This is a genomic window from Ancrocorticia sp., assembly GCF_052089425.1.
In the GTDB taxonomy this organism is placed as follows: domain Bacteria; phylum Actinomycetota; class Actinomycetes; order Actinomycetales; family Actinomycetaceae; genus Ancrocorticia.
In genome coordinates this window covers 12,849-31,539 of the sequence record NZ_JBQCZW010000015.1, presented here as the reverse complement: position 1 = coordinate 31,539, position 18,691 = coordinate 12,849, and the positions used below count along the sequence as shown (strand labels likewise).

Genomic DNA, 18,691 nt, shown 5'->3' with positions numbered 1-18,691 from the left:
ATGATTCATAGGACATTTCGCGGCTCCTTCATGGCCGTATTGATGGTCACGGCCCTCGTGGCGTCGGCCTGTACGAGTACACCCGAATCCAGTGGAGTTGACCTGAGAGTTCCAGAAGGAGAAGCGCCGGAAGACGGGTGGCCCCTCATACTCGTAGCAGGTGACACTGACGAGGAGCTTTCGCCAGAGAGTGATGAGATCGGTTCGCCAGCGGTTGTGCTCCAAGTTTCTGCGGACTCCGATGCAGGCGAGGTTTCAGAGGCAGTTTTCGACGCGCGGGCTGAAAATAGCATTTCAGATACGCAAGTTTACGCAATTGCGATGAGCGATGATGCGGATTCAATTGTCGGTGCCATCGACGAGCACTACCCGGCGATGTTTGCAGGTATCGGCCTCACGTCAGGTGAGGTTTCGGACGCGAACGCTGTTGGGCTGCGCACCCACGTTGCTACGCAGGACCGGGATGTTACTGACGTAGCTGACGAGTTAATGCAAGGCCAGCGGGCAGATGTATTCGATGCCGCTATTCTCAAGGCAGAGATCATCGCGAGTACCAATCCGGACGATGCGGCTCTCGCCACCGACGGTGACACGGAAACAGTATTCGCCGCGACGGAACCTACAACACTCACGATTGATCTGGACCGGCCAACAGTTGTGCATCGTTGGTCGCTCACGTTTGGCAGTGACTCTCCATCACACGTCACTCTTGAAACGAGCGAGGACGGGGAGCAGTGGCAAGAAATCGATGTGGCAGACGTCGAGGGAAATCGGCTTGACCGCTATGTATCACCGTCACAAGCCACTGCAGTTCGAGTCACCGTTGACAAAGGAGAGGTAGCCGATCTCAACGTGTTCGGGCAGCTCTCCGACGAGAGCCTTTTCACCTATGAAGAGTATGTGGGCGAGAATGTTTCGTTGCCGTACCGGCTCTATGTGCCCGAATCCTCCGAGGGCCCGCTACCTGTTGTGCTGTTCTTGCACGGCAGTGGGGAGCGGGGAACTGACGCCGCACAGCATCTCGGGGCCACCAAGGGTGAAGGTGCCGTACGTTGGGCCTCAGAATCGGAAGAGGGTGGAAATCAGGCGATCGTCGTTGCCCCACAAATCCCTCAGGATAAGCTGTGGCGAGATCCAGATGTGATGGAGGGCTTGGCAGAGCTCATGGACGAGATCGTTGCCGCCCGCGGTGGCGATGCAGATCGCGTGTATGGCACGGGCCTGTCAATCGGAGCCGAAGGGCTGCTGAATGTGTCCATACTCTACCCGGATCTCTTTGCGGCGTTGATACCGGTTGCTGGAGGACCAAATAATCCTGTTGGAGGTGGCCCCACGGTTATCGATACTGTTGTCCCCTACGTTGAGCAATACGCCCACATCCCTATGTGGGAGCTTCAAGCGTATGACGATGATATTCGACCATTCGAGAAAACACTGGCCATGATCAATGCCCTGAGGGGTGAGGGCGCTTCGCCACGGCTGACGGTCTACTTACCAGACGTGATCTCAGACGTGGCTTCAAGCACTCACTCGTCATGGCTTCTGGCGTATGACGACCCGCGTTTGGGGGACTGGATGTTTGCTCAGAACCGCGCCGATCGGCCAGCTCTAGGCGAACCGGTTGACCCGATAGATCCGGATATGACAGGTGAGGAGCTGGAAGAACTCGCAGATCCGGATTCCCTGTACTACGAGTTTGAATGATTGGAGCCCGGTGAGGCGGGCATAGAAAAAGGGTCGCACCGTTGAGTGCGACCCTTTTAAATTCTCGCTCAGATTGCCCGCTGAACCTTACCTGCCTTGAGGCAAGAGGTGCAGACATTCAAACGCTTCGGGGCGCCCTTAACAATGGCGCGGACACGCTGAATATTCGGGTTCCAACGGCGGCTGGTACGCACGTGGGAGTGCGAGACGCTCTTGCCGAAGCTGGGGTGCTTGCCACAGACGTCGCATACAGAGGCCACGGTTATCTCCTTCAATCGCTGACGGGACGCCAGCGGCGTCTCCTAGACACCATTCTCACGAATGGCAACTGGACTAGTATATCCACGCTCACGCCGCATGACCAACCGAGTTATCAGTGGTATAGCGCACCTGTAGGATTGCACCGGAAAGGAGCAGTGGTGGCAGGCGCAGTAGCAAGTGACGATTGGACGGGGCTTTCACGCCCCCTCGAACGCGTTCTCGGAAAACGAAGCGCGAACGCATTGGCCAAGCTGGGCCTCGCGACGGTTCGCGACCTTGTGTACCATTTTCCATTTCGGCTTGCCAAGCGCGGCGAACTGATGCCGATCTCGCAGGTGAGCGAGGGCGACGCCGTCACCGTCATTGCGCGGGTGCTTTCCACGAACCTACGCCCGATGAATTCCCGCCGCGGCTTCATTCTGACCGTCGAAGTGACGGATGGTGAGAACGATCTGTCCCTGACATTCTTTGCGAAGAACCCGCGCCCGCTTCAGTACCACGAGCGGCAACTGACCTCTGGCACCGTCGCCACCTTTTCGGGCACCGTCAGCTCTTATCGCGGCCAACTCCAGCTCTCTCATCCGGAATACGATGAGCCGGATTCGGAGAAGATGGGCAGGCCCATTCCGATCTACCATGCTGCCGAGAAGGTTCCTTCGTGGAAGATCGAAAAAGCGGTGGGCACGGTTCTGCCAACGCTCACGGAAGCCGATTTCCCCGATCCTCTTCCGGAAGGCTATCGGGCGGCGCATGGGTTACCCAGCTTGTTTGAGGCCATCACTGTCCTCCATCATCCGCAGGAAGAAGAACCGTGGAAACGGGCGCAACTGCGTATGAAGCACGAAGAGGCGGTAGTGCTCCAGACGGCATTGGCGGAGCGTGGGCGGCAAGCACGCAAGCATTCCGTCACGGCCTATCCAAGCCAAGACGGCAAGCTACGTCAGGCATTCGATGAAGCTCTACCCTTCACTCTGACCGCGGGCCAGCAAAAGGTCAGCCAAGAGATCGCCGCCGATCTTTCGCGCGAGGTCCCCATGCAGCGCCTCCTCCAAGGCGATGTTGGCTCCGGTAAGACCGTGGTGGCGTTGCGCGGCATGCTTCAGGTGATCGATGGGGGAGGGCAGGCGGCTCTCCTCGCTCCAACGGAGGTTCTGGCGTGGCAACATTTGCGGACCATCGAAGCCATGCTTGGCCCCGAACATGTGCTGGATGTGGGACTGGAGATCCTCACGGGATCTCTCACGGCGGCCCAGCGCCGGCGAACCCTCGCGCGTATTGCCTCCGGACAAGCGGGGCTAATCGTTGGCACCCACGCCCTCCTGTCCGAGGACGTGCAGATTCCATTCCTCGGGCTAGCCGTGATTGACGAACAGCATCGCTTCGGCGTGGACCAGCGCGATCGGCTGGCTTCCGGCGTGCACACGCTGGTCATGACGGCCACGCCGATTCCCCGCACGATCGCTATGAGCGTGTTCGGAGATCTGGATGTTTCCACGTTGCGGGAGCTTCCGGCTGGGCGCGCGGGAATCTCCACAACGATCGTGCCGGCGGCGAACCAGCTGTGGATGGAACGCGTATGGCAGCGAACCCGCGAGGAAGTTGACGGCGGGGGCCGCGCCTACGTGGTGTGCCCACGCATCGAACCCGAAGAGGGGCAGGCTTCCGTGGTGGAGATCGCGGCTGCGCTTCGGGCCGATCCTGCGTTGGCGGGCATAGAGATCGGCATGATCCACGGCCAGCTGAGCCAAGACGAAAAAACCGGCGCGATGGAGGAGTTCGCCTCCGGACGCATCCCCGTGCTTGTATCCACCACGGTGATTGAAGTGGGGGTAGATGTTCGCGAGGCCACCCTCATGGTGATCATGGATGCGGACAGGTTCGGGCTTTCCCAGCTCCATCAGCTCCGCGGACGCATCGGGCGCGGAACTGCCCCGGGCTTGTGCCTTGCCGTGACCGGCGTACCGGATGGGACGTTGGCCAAAGCTCGGCTTGAGGCCTTCGCCTCCACAACCGATGGCTTTGTGCTTGCCGAAGAAGATCTGCGCCTGCGTAGCGAGGGCGATGTGCTCGGTGCCAGCCAATCCGGTGGAATCTCCCACCTCCAGTTTCTCTCCGTCCTCCGGGACACGGACATTATCGAGCAGGCGCGAACGGCGGCACGCGATCTTGTTGAGAAGCCGCTCCCGCCAGCACTGACGGCCGAGGTGGAACGCCTAGAGCGCGCCGAATACTTGGAGAAGGGGTAGGCGGTTGTGGAAGGGAAGGGTCAATGACTCGAATTGTTGCTGGTAGCGCCAAGGGGCGAGTGCTCAAGGTACCGCCTTCTGGAACGCGGCCCACCTCCGAGAGGGTGCGCGAGGCCTTGTTTTCCAGCCTCGAACATCGCGGGTTCATCGAGGGCTGCGAGGTGCTGGATCTGTACGCAGGTTCGGGTGCGTTGGGCATCGAGGCCGCCTCACGAGGCGCCGTGTACGTCGAGTGCGTGGAGTTCGCACCCAAGGCCGCCGCACTGATCCGCGCCAACGCACAGGGCCTGCCTGTCACGCTCAGCCACCAGAAGGTGGAAACGTGGGTGAAGCAGCCGCCCAACCGCGCCTTCGATCTGGCGTTCATCGATCCGCCGTACGATCTGGAGGAAGAAAAGCTCGCTCAGATCCTCGCCGGACTCCTCCCGCACCTAGCGGAGGACGCCGCCATCGTGGTGGAGCGCTCCTCGCGTTCCCCGGAACCGCAGTGGCCAGCTGGGATCAAACTGACGCACCAGAAGAAGTGGGGAGATACACGTGCATGGACCGGTCAGGTTGTGCCGCTGTAGGGAAGGCTTCGTCGTCGTCGGCAAAACACTGTCCACAAAAGCCCGGAACCGCGCCACGATCCCAGTAGGCTAAAGCCATGACTATAGCCGTGTGCCCCGGATCCTATGATCCCGTGACGCTTGGCCATCTGGACGTGATCGACCGTGCGGCGGCCATGTTCGACGAGGTGATCGTTGTGGTGGCCCAGAATCACGCGAAAAAGTACCTCTTCGCGGCGGACGAACGCGTGGAGCTCGTCAGGCAAGCGGTTGCGGACCGCCCCACTGTGCGTGTGGTGCCCTACTCCGGCCTGATGGCCGAGTTCTGCGCGGAGGTGGGAGCCTCAGTGATCGTCAAGGGCCTGCGCGGCGCGGCCGATTTTGATGGCGAGCAGGCGATGGCCCTCATGAACAGGCACCTGACAGGTATTGAAACGGTGTTCGTCATGGGTAATCCGGCGATGGGACACATCGCCTCGTCCATGGTGAAAGACGTGGCGCACCACGGCGGTAAAATTGATGATCTAGTGCCGTCCCACGTGGCGGAGGCATTACGTGAGAAGGAGAACCGATGAATACGGAATCTGAGGGTGCATCGCTGGTGGCGATCCTCGACGAACTAACGGATGTGATCACGGAGGCGAGATCCGTCCCGATGTCCGCATCAGCGATGGTGAACCGTTCCGAGGTTCTCGATCTTTTGGCAACCGCCCGCGATCAGGTTCCGGATCAGATCGTGGCGGCGGACAGCATGTTGGCTGACGCCGAGGGAATGCGATCCCAGGCGCAGGAACGCGCGGACGATATTCTGGAGCGGGCTAACAAGGACGCCGAGGATACGATCGCCGAAGCGCGGGAGCAGGCCGCGCGCCTCGTCTCCCAAGACGCCATCACGATCGCGGCGAAGGCTCGCGCTCAGCGTATTGTGGACGATGCCAAGTCTCATGCCGATAAGCTTGGCGCCGGAGCAGATACATACTCCGACAATTCGTTGCTGGCCCTTCAGGAGCAGGTCTCCGCAATTGGCAATGAGCTCGATTCGCTCAACCACACCGCGCAGAGCCACATTGATACGTTGGTTGGCCAAATTATGGCTGGACGTAACGTGCTGTCCGGCCGCAATAGCGATGACGGCAACGAGAATGAAAACGGCAGCCAGCAAGAACAAGGTGAGGAAGAAGAATGGGATTAACCGTGTCAGTTGCGAGCCTGCCGCGTCAGGAAGGCTCGGCGCTGCCGTGGGTGGATGACGTTCCCGCGCCACCGGAATTCGGGCTGGAACTCTTGAAGGCCCCAGAAGGTTCGCCGATGCACATCGATCTTGTGCTGCAATCGGTAGCCGAGGGAGTCCTCATCCAAGGCAACGCTGATATTCACCTCGAGGGACAGTGCGCTAGGTGCCTGCGCGATCTCGCCTACGATCACAGTGAACCAATCACCGAACTCGTGTACTACCCCGAGCGGAAGGCCGCCTTTGTGGAAGAGGGCGATGAGGAGGTGGAGGAGTCTCAGGAGATCGTGGATGATTCCTTCGATCTTGAGGCCATTCTGCGCGATTCGATTGTGCCGAATTTGCCGTTCCGCCCGCTCTGCCGGCCCGATTGCCCGGGGCTGTGCCCCGATTGTGGGGAGCGATGGGACGATCTGCCCGCCGATCACCACCATGATCACTTCGATCCGCGCTTTGAGGGGCTCGCGGCTCTTCAGGAGCAAATGGAGCAGGAGCAGGACCAGGAGTGAGCTACCGCGATCTGATCGCCAGGTGGGGTATCGAGATTAATCGCCCCCTGCTTCGGCGCGCGCTCACGCACCGGAGCTTCGCGTTTGAGCATGATGAGCCACATAATGAGCGCCTCGAGTTTCTGGGCGATTCGGTGCTGAACCTGATCGTTGCCGAACGCGCCTACCGCGATTTCCCGGACCTGCCCGAAGGGCACCTGACGCAGATCAAGTGGTATGCGGCCTCGGAGAAGGGGCTCGCGGATATTGCGAGGGCGCTGGAACTGGGGCAGTTCATACGGCTTGGCAAGGGTGAGGCCAAGAGCGGCGGGCGTGAGAAGGATTCGATCCTTTCGGACACAATGGAGGCGTTGATCGCCGCCACCTATCTGCAGCATGGGTTTGAGCCAACGCGCGCGATCGTCGAGCGGCTGGTGGATCAGAAGATTATGGATGCCAGCCTTTTGGGCCCGAACTTGGACTGGCAGACCAGCTTCGAAGAGGTGGCCCACGCGCGCGGGGCCGAGGGAACCATGACGTTCGATATGACCAGTGAGGGGCCGGATCACGCACGCGTGTTCACCGCCGTGGCCCATATGGACGGGCGCAGGTGGGGGAGTGGGACGGGTTCGAATCAGAAGAACGCCCGCCACGCCGCCGCCGAGGCCTCCTACCGCCAGCTAGTCAAGGATATCCCTGAGCAGAGCGGGGAGCAGGGCGCGCCCGTGCGGGCAGATCAGGTGGAATCCGATCAGGCCGGGCCTGACAGCCTGAATAGCCCAAATGTGGCACAATTCAATGTGGTAGAAAAACGAGAGGGGTAAAACGTGGCTTCTGATGATATCCGCGTCATGATTATTGACGATCATGAGGTAGTGCGGCGAGGCATCGCCGAAGTTGTGGACCGCGCGGAGGGGCTGGCCGTTGTTGCCGAAGCCGGAAGCGTATCCGAAGCTGTGCGCCGTGGTGCGCTTGTACACCCCGAGGTTGCCCTCGTTGATTTGAGGCTTCCTGATGGTACGGGAATCGATATTATTCAGCAGTTGGCCGAGGTTTCCCCGGCTACGCGTTGTGTTGTGTTGACGTCGTTTGACGACGACGACGCCCTTGCCGAAGCCCTCACTGCCGGAGCTAAGGCCTATCTTCTGAAGTCAGTGCGAGGTGCCGAGATCACGGAGAACATTCGTGCAGTGGCAGCTGGCCGGACCTTGCTGGACGAGCGCACAGTGTCCCGCCGCCGCGCGGATCACGATGATCCCACCGCGGATCTGACCCCGTCCGAGCGCAAGGTGCTGGACCTGATCGGTGATGGCCTCTCCAACCGCGAGATCGGGGAGAAGCTTGGTGTTGCGGAAAAGACCGTGAAGAACCACATCACCTCGCTGCTGTCCAAGATGGGCCTGCAGCGGCGCACGCAGGTGGCTGCTTGGGTTGCCGGGCAGCGCGCCGCAGGGTGGCGTAACTAGGCGCTGTGCGGTGGGGCTAAAGTCCTAGTTAGCACATATGGTGCACGTTACAGTCGATTAGGTGAGCAACGTCGTCGCCCTAAGAGAATCCGATGGGGAGACACGAGCCGCTCTGACACCCGAAACCGTGCGCGCACTGGTTCGTGGGGGTCATCGCGTGGTCGTGCAGTCCGGTATCGGAACCCGTTCCTTTTACTCGGATCCTGAGTACGAAGATGCTGGTGCCCACGTACGTGAAGGTGCTCCGCTCGCCACAGCTTTAGGTGAGGCGGATCTCCTTGCCCACGTCGCACCGCTCACCGCAGAGAGGTTAGCGCTGTTGGGCAAGGGCGCAATCACGCTTGGTCTGCTTGGTGCCCTTGACGATGAGCGCCGAGCCGCGTTCGCCTCCGCCGGGGTTCAACCACTGGCGTTTGAGCAGCTGCCACGCACGTCACGGGCGCAATCAATGGATGTTCTTTCCAGTCAGGCCCTTGCAGCTGGCTACCGGTCTGTTCTCGAGGCGGCTACACGATTGCCGCGTTTCCTGCCGATGTCCATGACGGCCGCTGGCACGGTACCACCAGCGAAGGTGGTTGTGCTCGGGGTGGGCGTTGCGGGCCTACAAGCGATCGCGACTGCACGCCGGCTTGGTGCCACGGTATCTGCCAACGATATCCGCCCGAGTTCCGCCGAAGAGGTCCGTTCTGTCGGAGCAACGTTCATTGAAGCAGGTGTTGGTGACACCCAAACCGCGGGAGGTTATGCTCGTTCGCTCGGCACATCGGATGCGGATGCACAAAAGCAAGCAATTGCCCCATATATCGCGGAGGCTGACATACTCATCACTACCGCTTCGGTGCCCGGACGTTCGGCACCGCGGCTGGTTACTACCGAGATGGTGGCTGCGATGCGCCCCGGTTCGGTTGCCATCGATCTAGCAGCAAGTACAGGTGGCAACGTTGAGGGATCGCGAACCGGTGAGGACGTTCTGGTGCCATCTTCACGCGGGGGAGGCAACGTCACGGTTGTGGGCATCGCCAATGCGCCAGGCGATCTGCCTGCCGATGCATCGCGCTTGTACGCCAAGAACGTCAGCAACGTCATCGAGATTCTGACGGTCGCTCCGGACAATGGTGGAGAGCCAGAGCTACAGATCAATCTGGATGATGACATCCTTGCCGGCCTGATGGTCCGTGTTGGGGAAGAAGAGGAGATCAACTGATGGATCCCATGACAACACTGACGTTGCTGGTGCTTGCCGGTTTCGTGGGTGCTGAGGTGGTTTCAAAAGTGACATCGCGGCTCCACACGCCGCTTATGTCCGGAACCAACGCGATCAGCGGCATCATCCTTGTCGGGGCGATTGCGAGTATTGCCAACGCCACGTCACCCTTACTGATAGTTCTAGGCGTGTTCGCCGTACTGTTTGCCACAATCAACCTCGTAGGTGGGTTTGTGGTAACAGACCGAATGCTCGAGATGTTCAGCCGGAAGGGATGAGGCTCGCGCATGAATCTCCTTCCAGGTCCGATCACGGCGCTCGGCTACCTCATTGCCGCCGTATGTTTCATCCTTGCCATCAAAGGGCTCTCATCGCCCCGAACAGCCCGGCGTGGAAACGCCATCGGTGCCATCGGCGCCGCGCTCGCTGTTCTCATCGTGCTTCTGTCAACGGACTTCGAGGGCTCGAACCTGTGGATTGTCCTAGTCACGATTGCCGTTGGTTCGGCCATTTCGGTTCCGGTAGCACGCCGCGTTGCCCTGACGAACATGCCGCAGCTCGTGGCGTTGTTCAATGGAATTGGCGGTGGTGCCGCAGCGCTCGTGGGCGTGATCGAGTTAGCTGGACTCGCCGCACAGGCTGATGCGGGCACTTCGGCCAACGAAGTGGCCACAGCGGTTGGGATTGCCATCGGTGCGCTGACGTTCACCGGTTCGATCGTCACGTTCCTCAAACTACAAGGCTGGATCACCGCGCGGCCACTGGTGGTGCCCGGTGCACGCATCTGGTTCATCGCCACAGTTGCCTTGACGATTGGGTTTGCGATAGCAGTAGCCGTGAGCGGCCAGGTGTGGCTAGGAATAGTGACGCTGGTTGCGGCCGCTGCGTTCGGAGTGCTGCTTGTTCTGCCTGTTGGCGGTGCCGATGTTCCGATCGTCATTTCGCTACTCAACGCAACCACCGGACTCGCTGTTATCGCGACCGGATGGGCTGTGGACAATGTTCTCCTTCTGGTGGGTGGCACCTTGATCGGTGCGGCTGGCACAATGCTCACGCTCGCGATGGCCAAGGGCATGGGACGGCCCGTTGCCGGCATCTTGTTTGGTGCCCTCAAAGGTGGCTCAACATCCGGGAGCACCGAGGCTTCCGATCGTCCCGTCCGCACCGCGACCGCTGATGATGTGGCGGTTACCCTCGCCTACGCCCGCAGGGTGGTTGTGGTGCCCGGCTACGGGCTTGCGGTTGCTCAGGCCCAGCAGACCGTCTCCGAGTTGGTTGACGTGCTTCGTGGGCGTGGTGTGGATGCCGTTTATGGTATTCACCCGGTGGCTGGCCGAATGCCTGGCCATATGAACGTCCTACTCGCGGAGGCCAATGTTGGCTACGATCTGCTGATTGAAGCCGATGATGTCAATCCGGGAATGCCATCAACGGACGTGGTTGTGGTTGTCGGTGCCAACGATGTGGTCAACCCGGCTGCCCGAACGGATCCCTCGGCCCCGATTTACGGTATGCCGATCATCGATGCCGAAGCTGCTGGTCAGGTCATCTTCCTCAAGCGTTCGATGCGCCCTGGATTCGCGGGGATTGAGAACGAGCTGCTGTTTTCTCCCAAAACACAGCTTCTCTTCGGTGATGCCAAAGCGTCACTGTCCGCTGTGCTCTCGGCGCTGAAAGACGTCTAGGCTATCGTTGCCGTCCACTCCACTCGGGTTCCCGGGCCCTCCTGATTGGGCCGAATGGAGAAGGTACCGTGATGGCGTCGCGCACGCGCCGCAAGGTTGGAGATGCCTGAGCGGCGTGAGAGTTCAGTTTTGACGCCCTCGCCGTTATCCGTGATGCGGATTTCGATGCGGTGATTCTCGATCCGGATATCCACGCTGGCCGCCGTGGCGTGGGCGTGGCGCGCAACGTTGGAGAGGCATTCACGGATGACCGCCACAACGTCGTCCGCCAGATCGGAGCCCAGTTCGTCATCAACTTCCGTATGCAATCCTGAGGTGATTTCCTCACCTAAATTGCGGATGTCTAGGCTGGGTCCGTAGCCGAGTGATCCTGTGGCTGTGGCGATCTCGCGATGGATTCGCTCTACCACGGGAACGGTTGCCTGAGGATCGCGGAGCGAGTAGATGATTTGGCGGATCTGGTGGACCGATTCGTCAATCGAGTTGATCGATTTATCCAGTCCCTCGAGAACTGATCCGGGAACGGCCTGCTCGGCCAGATCGTTGCGCACTGCGGAGAGCTCCATGCCCGAGGCGAAGAGCTGTTGAATAGCGAAATCGTGGAGGTCGCGGGAAATCTGGGCGCGATCCTCTAGCTGATCTGCCTTGGCCTGAGTGAGCCGGGCGCCCGCTAGTTCGAGCGCGAGCGCGGCTTGGCGCGCCACGTTCTCCGCCATGGATAGATCGGCCAGATCGAATTCCGGCTTGCCAATATCGCGGAGGAGGACGATGACGCCCTCGGGGGTGCCCTTGGCCATCATGGGGGCGTATAGGGCGGCTCCAAAGCGTGCCAGCTCGGGTACCAAGAGGTTCTTTTGGCGCGTCATGGCATCCACCACGAGGCCGGTTCCTTCGCGGATAACGGTTTGTGCGCGGCCGGCGGCAGGGAATTCAACGCCGATGAGATCCTTGGCGTATTCGCCATCGCAGATCTCGCACGCCCACGTATCGCCCACTGAAGGCAACACAATCAGGGCGGCATCCGCCATGGAGACGCGGCGCATTTGGCGTGCGATCAGTTGGAGCGCTTCCTCTTCGTCCGTGCCTTCCAATAGCGCAGTGGTGATGGCGCGTGAGGCGGCAATCCACTGGGCGCGCGTATTGGATTCGGCGTACAGGCGGGAGTTCTCAACCGCGATGGCGGCGGCTTGGGCGAGCAGCTGCATGCTGTTGCCGTCCTCGTCCGTAAAGCCGCCCGGTTTGTCTGACAGGTAGAGCCGTCCAAACACGCGATCCTGAATGCGGATGGCAACGCCCAAGAAGTTGTGAAGGTGGGGATGGTTGGGCGGATAGTGCCCGCCGTTGATCTTGTTGACGATGATGTAGTGATCATCGGGGATCTCGCCTAGTAGGCCGTGACCCTTTGGCGGTGTTCCGATCTTTTCGGCTAACCATGGTTCGATGCCGGAGAACACAAATTGTAGAGTTTCGCCGCGCGAATCGAGCACGGCGAGGGCTCCATACTTGCAGCCCGTGACCTCAATGGCCGAATCCACAAAGGACTGCAGGGCAGCTTGCTGGTCCAGCCTAGTCGTCAGTTCAAGAGCACGTGTAATGACTCGAGCAAGGTCAGCCATGGACGATTCCTTCCTGACGAACGGACCATCGATACTCCGGGACAAGATCGGATAGTTCCTCATGCGTTCCCGCTGTGGCCGAATCTTCGGACAGGAAAACGATGCGGTCTGCGGCATCAAGTGGTGCCAAGCGATGTGTCACAAGTACCACCGTACGCGATTTGGCCGGATCGGGGTGATGTCCCGAACGAAGAAGATCGCGGATCAGATTGTCTGCGGTTTCTGGATCTAGGTGCTCGCCCGGTTCGTCGATGAGGAGGTATTCGCCGGGGGCAGCGAGCGCTCGGGCAAGCAGCAGGCGCCGCCGCTCACCGCCGGACACGGTGGCAGCCTCGGAGCCCAGCGATGTGTGGACGCCGTGGGGGAGTTGGGCGAGCCAGCTGCTCAGCCCTGCGCGAGTGAGCAGTTCTTCAGCCTCAGTTTCGCTCACCGAATCGCGGGCTACCCGAAGGTTCTCAAGAACCGAGGATTCGAAGAGGTGAGCATCCTCAGTGGTGAGTGTGAGGGAAGCCGATACCTCGTGCCTCGGGAGGTAGGAAATCTCTTGGCCATTCAGGCGTGCATGACCGGCGTGCGGATAGAGCATGCCAGCTAGCGTGTACAGCAGCGTGGTTTTCCCGATCCCTGACGGGCCCACGATCGCCAGAGACTGCCCCTGCTGGACGTGAAGATGAAGGGGACCCGCAACGTCGCGTCCGTCCGGCCAGCCGATCACCAGATCGTCTGCAGTCAGCCCCGTTTGGCTGGTATCTGCCGGGCGTTCGGGGATGTTCCGCTCGGCGGTCGCGCGATCTAGCAGGGAGAAGATCCGGGTGGCGGCGCTGGCTGAAATCACCAGCTGTACACCCGCCTTGGCGAGGGCCTGAGTAGCTTCAAAGGCCGCAAGGGGAGTGAGCACAACAACCGCGAGTTCAATAGGCGTGAGCGCGCCGGAGGCCACCTGCTGCGTGCCGATGATGATCGCCAGCGTCACGGTGATTCCCATGCCCAGCAGATCCAAGGCGGGTGCCAGAGCATTGGGTTTGGCGGCACGGTCACGATTGGCAAAGATACGCTTCTCGGTGGCTTGCGTTGCCTCCTCCATGGCCTGCAGGCGGCCCGAAACTCGAAGTTCTTCGGCCGATTCGAGCATTGCGAGCGATTGAGCAGCCAGTTCCGCCTGATCGCGAATCTGATCCTCCTCGGCGAGCCGCGCACCGCGCATGGCAAATAGGGGGCCAACTAGCCCGGAGATCAGCAGGCCGCCAGCAACCACGAGGCCAATGACTGGCGATAGCCAGCTGACCAGGCCTACGGAGAAGATGGAGACAACCACGGCCACGGTTGTTGGTTGGAGGGCTCGCACGAGAATATCGCCCACGGAATCTACATCGCGGCCCGTGCGGGCCAACAGATCGCCGCGGCGAACGGAGGTGACAACGTCAGTTGGCGAATCGGCGAGTGTAGAGTACACGGTTGATCGGAGGTTCGCCATGCCGTACAGAGCCACGCGGTGAGAGGCGATCTGATTGAGATAGCGGAACACGGCTTTACCCACGCCAAGAGCGCGGACAGTTGTGGCGGCAACCGCCAGATCGAGGACAGGTGGCATCTGCGATGCCTTGGCGATGAGCCAGGCGGAAACGGCCGCAAGGCCAACTGAACACATGAGTCCTGCCGAACCGGCCAGAACCGAAAGAACGAACCCCAGCTTGGAGATATCAAGAAGGCGAACGGCGCGGCGGATAGTGGAGATCATTGTGCCCTCGCAGTGTTTGCTTCAACCGTGATGACGTTTCCTGCCAGTTCCACGATAGCGTTGCGGTGGGCGATCACAAGAACTGTGGAGCCACGTGCGGCAAGCTCGCGCACTGCAGCAGCTACGAAGGTCTCGCTCATCGCGTCCAAGTGTGCCGAGGGCTCGTCTAGGATCACGAGCGGCCGCGGGGCGATGAGAGCGCGGGTCAAAGCGAGCCGTTGGCGCTGTCCTACCGACAGGCCCACACCGCCGTGGCCAAGCTGAGTGTTCCATCCCTCGGGCAGGGAGGCAACAACGCTATCGAAGCCGGTGAGTTCGGCGGCCCTGTCGCGAGAGGCGGAGGATTCCGTGGCATCGATATCGAGGTTGTCTAGCACCGTTCCGGGAACAATGACGGGACGCTGAGGAACCCACGTGACTTGTTGCCACAGTGATTCACGATCGATTGAGGAGAGCTCGATGCCGCCAACGGTGATCCCCCCATCGGAAGGCTCTACCAGCTGTAACAGGACGGAGGCCGTCGTGGATTTCCCCGATCCGGAGGGACCTTGAAGAGCTGTGATGGTGCCGGGGCCGATACTCGCGCTGAGATGCTCTGGGGCGATCGTCGCACGCCCGGGAGCCCTCACGCTGAGGTTGCTGATCTCGATCGTGGAGGTTCGCAGGTCCGGTGCGGGGACTGTTTGAGCGGCAGGAGTGCTGGAATCGCCGATTGGCTCGTCCAAAATATCGAAGGCTGCTTGGCAGGCGGCAACGCCATCGGCGGAAGCGTGGAACTGGGAGCCTACTTCGCGCAGTGGCTTGAAAGCTTCGGGGGTGAGCATGATGATGGCCAGCCCAGCGAACAGGCCGATGTTTCCGTACACCAGCCTGAGGCCAACTTCCACGGCAACAAGGGCGGTGGAAAGAGTGGCCAAGAACTCCAGCACCGCGCCGGAAAGGAACGCCGTATACAGGGTCCGCATCGTTTTATCTGCGTAATCCTCGCCGAGATCCTTGACCCGGCGGCGTGGGGCTTGCTCGCGTCCCAGAGCCTTGAGAGTGGCAAGGCCGGCCAGCAGGTCCAACAGTTGTTGGGAGAGTCGCTCCATGGATTTGAGCCGAGACTGCGAATCGGCCTGAGTCATCCTGCCCACAAGGATCATGAAGATTGGGATGAGTGGCAAACAGATGAGGATCGCAATGGCACTGATCCAATCGAGCCACAGAATGACGGCAAGAGTGAAGGGTGTGACCGTGGCGGTGAGGATCATCTGCGGAAGGAACTTGACGAAGTATGGCTCGAGATCATCGAGCGCTTCCGTTGCCAGCGTGACGGTGGAGGCAGTGCGGCCCCTGGAGAGCCATCGCGAACCCTGATTGCCGGCATGGCGGATCACCTGAGTACGAAGATCGGCAATCACACGTAGCGCGGCGCGGTGGCCGTACGCCTCTTGAACATAGGTGACGATCAAGCGGCATGCGAACACGGCAGCCAAGATGGCAACAAGATTGGCGACATCACGGAAGGACTTCGAGCCGTCAATGACGGGGGCGATGCTGCCGGAGATGAGCAGGGACTGCGCGATCACCAACCCCGCCAGAAGAAGGCCCGTTAGCACGAGGAGCCCGATGTAAGACCGGGCTCCTCGTGCGTAGGCAAGTAGACGCTTATCTAGTGGCTTCACTTGCTATACGTTATCGAATGATCGGATCTGCTTGAAATCGATGCCGGTTGCTTGTTCAGGGATATCCGAGACATCAATCCGCTTGGCGAACACCTTGTACGCCCAGATCGTATAGCCAAGGATGATCGGCACAAACACAAGGGCCGCGATGGTCATGATCGTTTGCGTAGGCGCCGTGGCAGATGCCTGCACAAGGGTCAGCGAGTAGGCCGGATCGATGGCGGACTTCATCGCATCGGGGAAGATCGTGAACCAGATGAACACGACGGCCAGAGCCAGCCCGATGAAGTGTGCAACGAATGCCTTCACCTCGCTGCCCTTCTGTACGAAGAACCACGCCGCCACGAACGCCACTGCCGTAAGAGCCAGCGGGATCCACGAGATCGCGTTGTTGGTGTAGCTGAGCTGAGCCCACAGAGCCCATGCCACTACAGCAACGATGGCTACCGCCATCGTGTTCTTTGCCAGAGCCAGTGCCCGATTGTGGAAATCGCCAGCAACGGTCTTGATCGAGAGGAACAGCGCGCCGTGGGAGATGAACAGAAGCAACATCATGACGCCACCAAGAACGGTGAACGGAGTGAGCAAGGAGAAGAACCCGCCCGTGAGGAAGTGCTTGTCAACCGCGTCAAGGGAGGTGTTGACCTGATCCACGGGAACGGCTTGGAACGCCCCATCTTCGTAGTGGCCAACTTCGATCTGCATGCCTTGCACGAGGTTCGAGAAGGCAACGCCCCACAGGATGGCAACAAGCAAGGAAACGGTTGAATTGATCCAATCCCACGAGTTGCGCCACCGCTCAGTGTTGATCATCTTGCGCCACTCGAGCGCGCAGATCCGGAAAATCAGGCACACGAGGATGAGCACCAGTGCAAGGTACATGCCAGAGAACATCGTGGCGTACCACTCCGGAAATGCCGCGAACATGGCGCCGCCGGCGGTAATGAGCCATACCTCGTTGCCGTCCCAGTGAGGGCCGATGGCATTCAGAGCGGCACGCCGCTCCTTTTCATTGCGGGCAAGTCCCTTGAGGAGGATACCAACGCCGAAGCCGAAGCCCTCGAGGGCCACATAGCCAATAAAGAGTATGGCGATGAGGATGAACCAGAGAAGTTGAATGAATGAGAGATCCATGAGGCTACCCCGATCAGTAAACGAAGTTCGGTTGGGCGTTGGCCGTGGAATCGTATTCCACGACCTTGCTCTTGGTATTGATTCCTTCGAGCGCGTATCGCCGGATCAGAGCGATCCAGATGACGCCAAGGCCGGTGTACAAGGCCGTGAAGGCAACCATGGAGATCAACACAGATGCCGCGCTCACCGAACTGGACACGCCCAGATTGGTCAACAGCATGACGTTGTTTTCGCCGGGTACTACGACCCATGGCTGGCGGCCCATCTCCTGGAGAATCCAGCCAAAGCTGGAGGCCAAGAACGGCAGCGGGATCATCCACAGCCAGAACTTCCCCCAGCCTTCAGCTCTATTGATCTTGGATCCCTTGATCTGCCAGAACCCGAGAAGGGAAACGGCCAGCATCGCGAAGCCGATGCCCATCATGGCTCGGAAGGAGTAGAACGTGACCGTCAAGTTCGGGCGGTAGTCCTGATCTTCGCCATAGACGTCCGCATACTTCTCCTGAAGCTCAGCGTTGACATCATCTAGGCCAGGAAGGAAGGACTCCTCGCCGGTGAAGTGGTTGGTGGCCATGAACGATTCCACACCGGGAATCGGCAGGAGGAGCTGGTAGCCATCGGTGTCTCGGGTATCCATGAGCAGTGTGAGCTCGTGGGCTTCCCCGGACTCCATGGTTCCCATCATCGCCGCACCCTTGGCTGGCTGGATATCGATGACGTGTTGCCCCATGAAGTGGCCAGTACCAATCGCGCCGATTGAGGCGATGAGCATGGCGGTGAGGCCAATCTTGGCGGTGGGCTTCCAGTAGGCGCGAGCTTCCTTCTCGTTTCCTGTCACGCGTACGGAGCGTGACATCCACCAGATGGAAATCGCTGCCACAAACGTTCCAGCAACCAAGAAGGCTGCAAACAGAGTGTGAGCGAACTGGAACAGTGACGTTTCGTTGAACAGCACGCGCAGGAAGCCTCCCATGCCGTCCAACTCGGCCCGGCCGGTCTCCGGGTTCACAACGGCACCAACCGGGTACTGCATGAACGCGTTAGCGGCAAGAATGAAGAAGGCGGAAATGGCGGTGCCGAAGGCGAACAGCCAGATTGAGAGGTTGTGCACCTTGGGAGAGAGGCGGTCCTTTCCAAAGATCCATAGTCCGAGGAACGTGGATTCGAGGAAGAACGCGAGCAGGGCCTCAAACGCCAGTGGCGCACCAAAGATATCGCCAACGTAGCGCGAATATTCTGACCAGTTCATGCCGAACTGGAACTCTTGGACGATGCCTGTGGCAACGCCAAGAGCGAAGTTGATGATGAGGATTTTGCCGAAGAAATCGGTGACTCGCTGCCATTTAGGATCACCGGTCTTGCGGGCTTTTGTTTGCATGATGGCCACGAGGGTGGCGAGTCCGATCGTCAACGGCACTTGCAAGAAGTGATAAACCGTTGTGACTCCGAACTGCCACCGGGCAAGATCTAGGGCTTCTAGCACGTGAGCACCTTTCGGATGGCCTAGGAAATAAGGACTAAGTTCCGCATTACTCTAACAGAATAATCCGTTGGTATTCCTCATATATCACCGGAATCGTGGGCGGTTCTTCGGGAGACGGTCCGTGGCTGGGCGCCCGAAACTGCTCGATTCGCGCCTCAGCGCGCCAATCGCGATGCTCATGCCGTCACCGCTGGGACTTTCGCCCCAGATGATGTGATGC

Annotated in this window: 17 protein-coding genes; 11 read left to right on the top strand and 6 right to left on the bottom strand. The window is 60.1% G+C overall.

Features of this window, described 5'->3' with window-relative positions:
- Positions 1 to 1,704 carry a discoidin domain-containing protein gene (locus tag ACTHV6_RS06570; protein ID WP_441386484.1) on the top strand — a complete coding sequence of 568 codons (1,704 nt, stop codon included), beginning with the start codon at positions 1 to 3 and terminating at the stop codon, positions 1,702 to 1,704.
- Between the two features lie 68 nt (positions 1,705 to 1,772).
- Here the strand turns inward: ACTHV6_RS06570 and rpmB are convergent, their stop codons facing one another.
- Positions 1,773 to 1,964, bottom strand: a complete 192-nt coding sequence (gene rpmB, locus ACTHV6_RS06565; RefSeq protein ID WP_109093195.1) for a 50S ribosomal protein L28 — start codon at positions 1,962 to 1,964, stop codon at positions 1,773 to 1,775.
- A 156-nt stretch (positions 1,965 to 2,120) separates the two neighbouring features.
- On the opposite strand from rpmB, the gene ACTHV6_RS06560 reads away from it, so the two are divergent.
- The 10 genes from ACTHV6_RS06560 (at position 2,121) to ACTHV6_RS06515 (ending at position 10,833) form a co-directional block, all read left to right on the top strand.
- Positions 2,121 to 4,211, top strand: coding sequence for an ATP-dependent DNA helicase RecG (locus tag ACTHV6_RS06560; protein WP_441386483.1), 2,091 nt, complete (start codon positions 2,121 to 2,123; stop codon positions 4,209 to 4,211).
- Between the two features lie 23 nt (positions 4,212 to 4,234).
- Complete coding sequence (rsmD, locus tag ACTHV6_RS06555) at positions 4,235 to 4,780, top strand: 16S rRNA (guanine(966)-N(2))-methyltransferase RsmD (protein WP_441386482.1); 546 nt, start codon at positions 4,235 to 4,237, stop codon at positions 4,778 to 4,780.
- Between the two features lie 77 nt (positions 4,781 to 4,857).
- The gene (coaD, locus tag ACTHV6_RS06550; protein ID WP_441386481.1) at positions 4,858 to 5,334 is read left to right on the top strand and encodes a pantetheine-phosphate adenylyltransferase; all 477 of its coding nucleotides are present in this window, start codon (positions 4,858 to 4,860) and stop codon (positions 5,332 to 5,334) included.
- The gene (locus ACTHV6_RS06545; protein WP_441386480.1) at positions 5,331 to 5,951 is read left to right on the top strand and encodes a hypothetical protein; all 621 of its coding nucleotides are present in this window, start codon (positions 5,331 to 5,333) and stop codon (positions 5,949 to 5,951) included. Before coaD ends, ACTHV6_RS06545 begins: the two co-directional genes overlap by 4 nt.
- Entirely contained in the window at positions 5,942 to 6,499 is a 558-nt protein-coding gene (locus ACTHV6_RS06540; protein WP_441386479.1) for a YceD family protein, read from the top strand. The genes ACTHV6_RS06545 and ACTHV6_RS06540 overlap by 10 nt, the downstream gene beginning before the upstream one ends.
- Positions 6,496 to 7,302, top strand: coding sequence for a ribonuclease III (gene rnc / locus ACTHV6_RS06535; protein WP_441386478.1), 807 nt, complete (start codon positions 6,496 to 6,498; stop codon positions 7,300 to 7,302). Before ACTHV6_RS06540 ends, rnc begins: the two co-directional genes overlap by 4 nt.
- 27 nt (positions 7,303 to 7,329) lie before the next feature.
- Positions 7,330 to 7,944 (top strand): response regulator, encoded by a 615-nt coding sequence (locus ACTHV6_RS06530; protein ID WP_441386505.1) that lies wholly within the window; start codon positions 7,330 to 7,332, stop codon positions 7,942 to 7,944.
- A gap of 61 nt (positions 7,945 to 8,005) precedes the next feature.
- Positions 8,006 to 9,148 carry a hypothetical protein gene (locus ACTHV6_RS06525; protein WP_441386477.1) on the top strand — a complete coding sequence of 381 codons (1,143 nt, stop codon included), beginning with the start codon at positions 8,006 to 8,008 and terminating at the stop codon, positions 9,146 to 9,148.
- Entirely contained in the window at positions 9,148 to 9,426 is a 279-nt protein-coding gene (locus tag ACTHV6_RS06520) for an NAD(P) transhydrogenase subunit alpha (RefSeq protein ID WP_441386476.1), read from the top strand. The genes ACTHV6_RS06525 and ACTHV6_RS06520 overlap by 1 nt, the downstream gene beginning before the upstream one ends.
- 9 nt (positions 9,427 to 9,435) lie before the next feature.
- Positions 9,436 to 10,833, top strand: coding sequence for an NAD(P)(+) transhydrogenase (Re/Si-specific) subunit beta (locus ACTHV6_RS06515; RefSeq protein ID WP_441386475.1), 1,398 nt, complete (start codon positions 9,436 to 9,438; stop codon positions 10,831 to 10,833).
- On the opposite strand, the gene ACTHV6_RS06510 is transcribed toward ACTHV6_RS06515, so the two are convergent.
- From ACTHV6_RS06510 to ACTHV6_RS06490, 5 genes are read right to left on the bottom strand one after another with little or no spacing between them, the layout of a single operon-like run.
- A complete protein-coding gene (locus ACTHV6_RS06510; protein WP_441386474.1) occupies positions 10,830 to 12,449 on the bottom strand; it encodes a GAF domain-containing sensor histidine kinase in 1,620 nt (539 codons plus the stop codon). The genes ACTHV6_RS06515 and ACTHV6_RS06510 overlap by 4 nt on opposite strands.
- Positions 12,442 to 14,187: a thiol reductant ABC exporter subunit CydC gene (cydC, locus tag ACTHV6_RS06505; RefSeq protein ID WP_441386473.1), complete on the bottom strand. Its 1,746-nt coding sequence runs from the start codon at positions 14,185 to 14,187 to the stop codon at positions 12,442 to 12,444. Before cydC ends, ACTHV6_RS06510 begins: the two co-directional genes overlap by 8 nt.
- Positions 14,184 to 15,854: a thiol reductant ABC exporter subunit CydD gene (gene cydD / locus ACTHV6_RS06500; RefSeq protein WP_441386472.1), complete on the bottom strand. Its 1,671-nt coding sequence runs from the start codon at positions 15,852 to 15,854 to the stop codon at positions 14,184 to 14,186. Before cydD ends, cydC begins: the two co-directional genes overlap by 4 nt.
- Positions 15,855 to 15,857: 3 nt before the next feature.
- Complete coding sequence (cydB, locus tag ACTHV6_RS06495; protein ID WP_441386471.1) at positions 15,858 to 16,988, bottom strand: cytochrome d ubiquinol oxidase subunit II; 1,131 nt, start codon at positions 16,986 to 16,988, stop codon at positions 15,858 to 15,860.
- Positions 16,989 to 17,001: 13 nt separating this feature from the next.
- A complete protein-coding gene (locus tag ACTHV6_RS06490) occupies positions 17,002 to 18,471 on the bottom strand; it encodes a cytochrome ubiquinol oxidase subunit I (protein WP_441386470.1) in 1,470 nt (489 codons plus the stop codon).
- Between the last annotated feature and the right edge of the window lie 220 nt (positions 18,472 to 18,691).